The sequence below is a fragment of the Pseudoalteromonas sp. ABE4_541 genome, assembly GCF_056312285.1.
On sequence record NZ_JBSVEM010000055.1, the window covers coordinates 1 to 508 of the forward strand.

2 tRNA genes are annotated in these 508 nt (G+C 41.1%); both read right to left on the bottom strand.

The window, feature by feature from the left end:
• Positions 1 to 169 precede the first annotated feature (169 nt).
• Positions 170 to 245 (bottom strand) — tRNA-Ala (locus ACW689_RS21445).
• A 66-nt stretch (positions 246 to 311) separates the two neighbouring features.
• Positions 312 to 388, bottom strand: a tRNA-Ile gene (locus ACW689_RS21450).
• Positions 389 to 508: the final 120 nt, after the last annotated feature.

The following is a 508-nucleotide window of genomic DNA, read 5'->3' on the forward strand; positions in this document are numbered from 1 at the left end:
CTTATCGGCATGTTTTACTTTTGAAAACTCTTTATAGATATAAATATCTACAAGAATTAATTATCAGCTTTTCCAAATTTTTAAAGAGCAAGAGAATTTAACTTCTCAAAGAGAAACACACTTCATACTCAGGATATACCTGAAGTATGTTTATCTTTAAAAAGTAAAGTGGTGGAGCTAAGCAGGATCGAACTGCTGACCTCCTGCGTGCAAGGCAGGCGCTCTCCCAGCTGAGCTATAGCCCCACAATACTGGTGTGTAACATTGTTTGTAACCATCGCCTCTTTTAGCTAAAGCGCATCGAAAAGAAGTGGTGGGTCTGAGTAGACTTGAACTACCGACCTCACGCTTATCAGGCGTGCGCTCTAACCAGCTGAGCTACAGACCCAAACAATGTTTTGTTCTCTAATTCTAATCAACAATCATCTGTGTGGACACTACGAACAAATAAGTTCTAAATCGTATAAGGAGGTGATCCAGCCCCAGGTTCCCCTAGGGCTACCTTGTT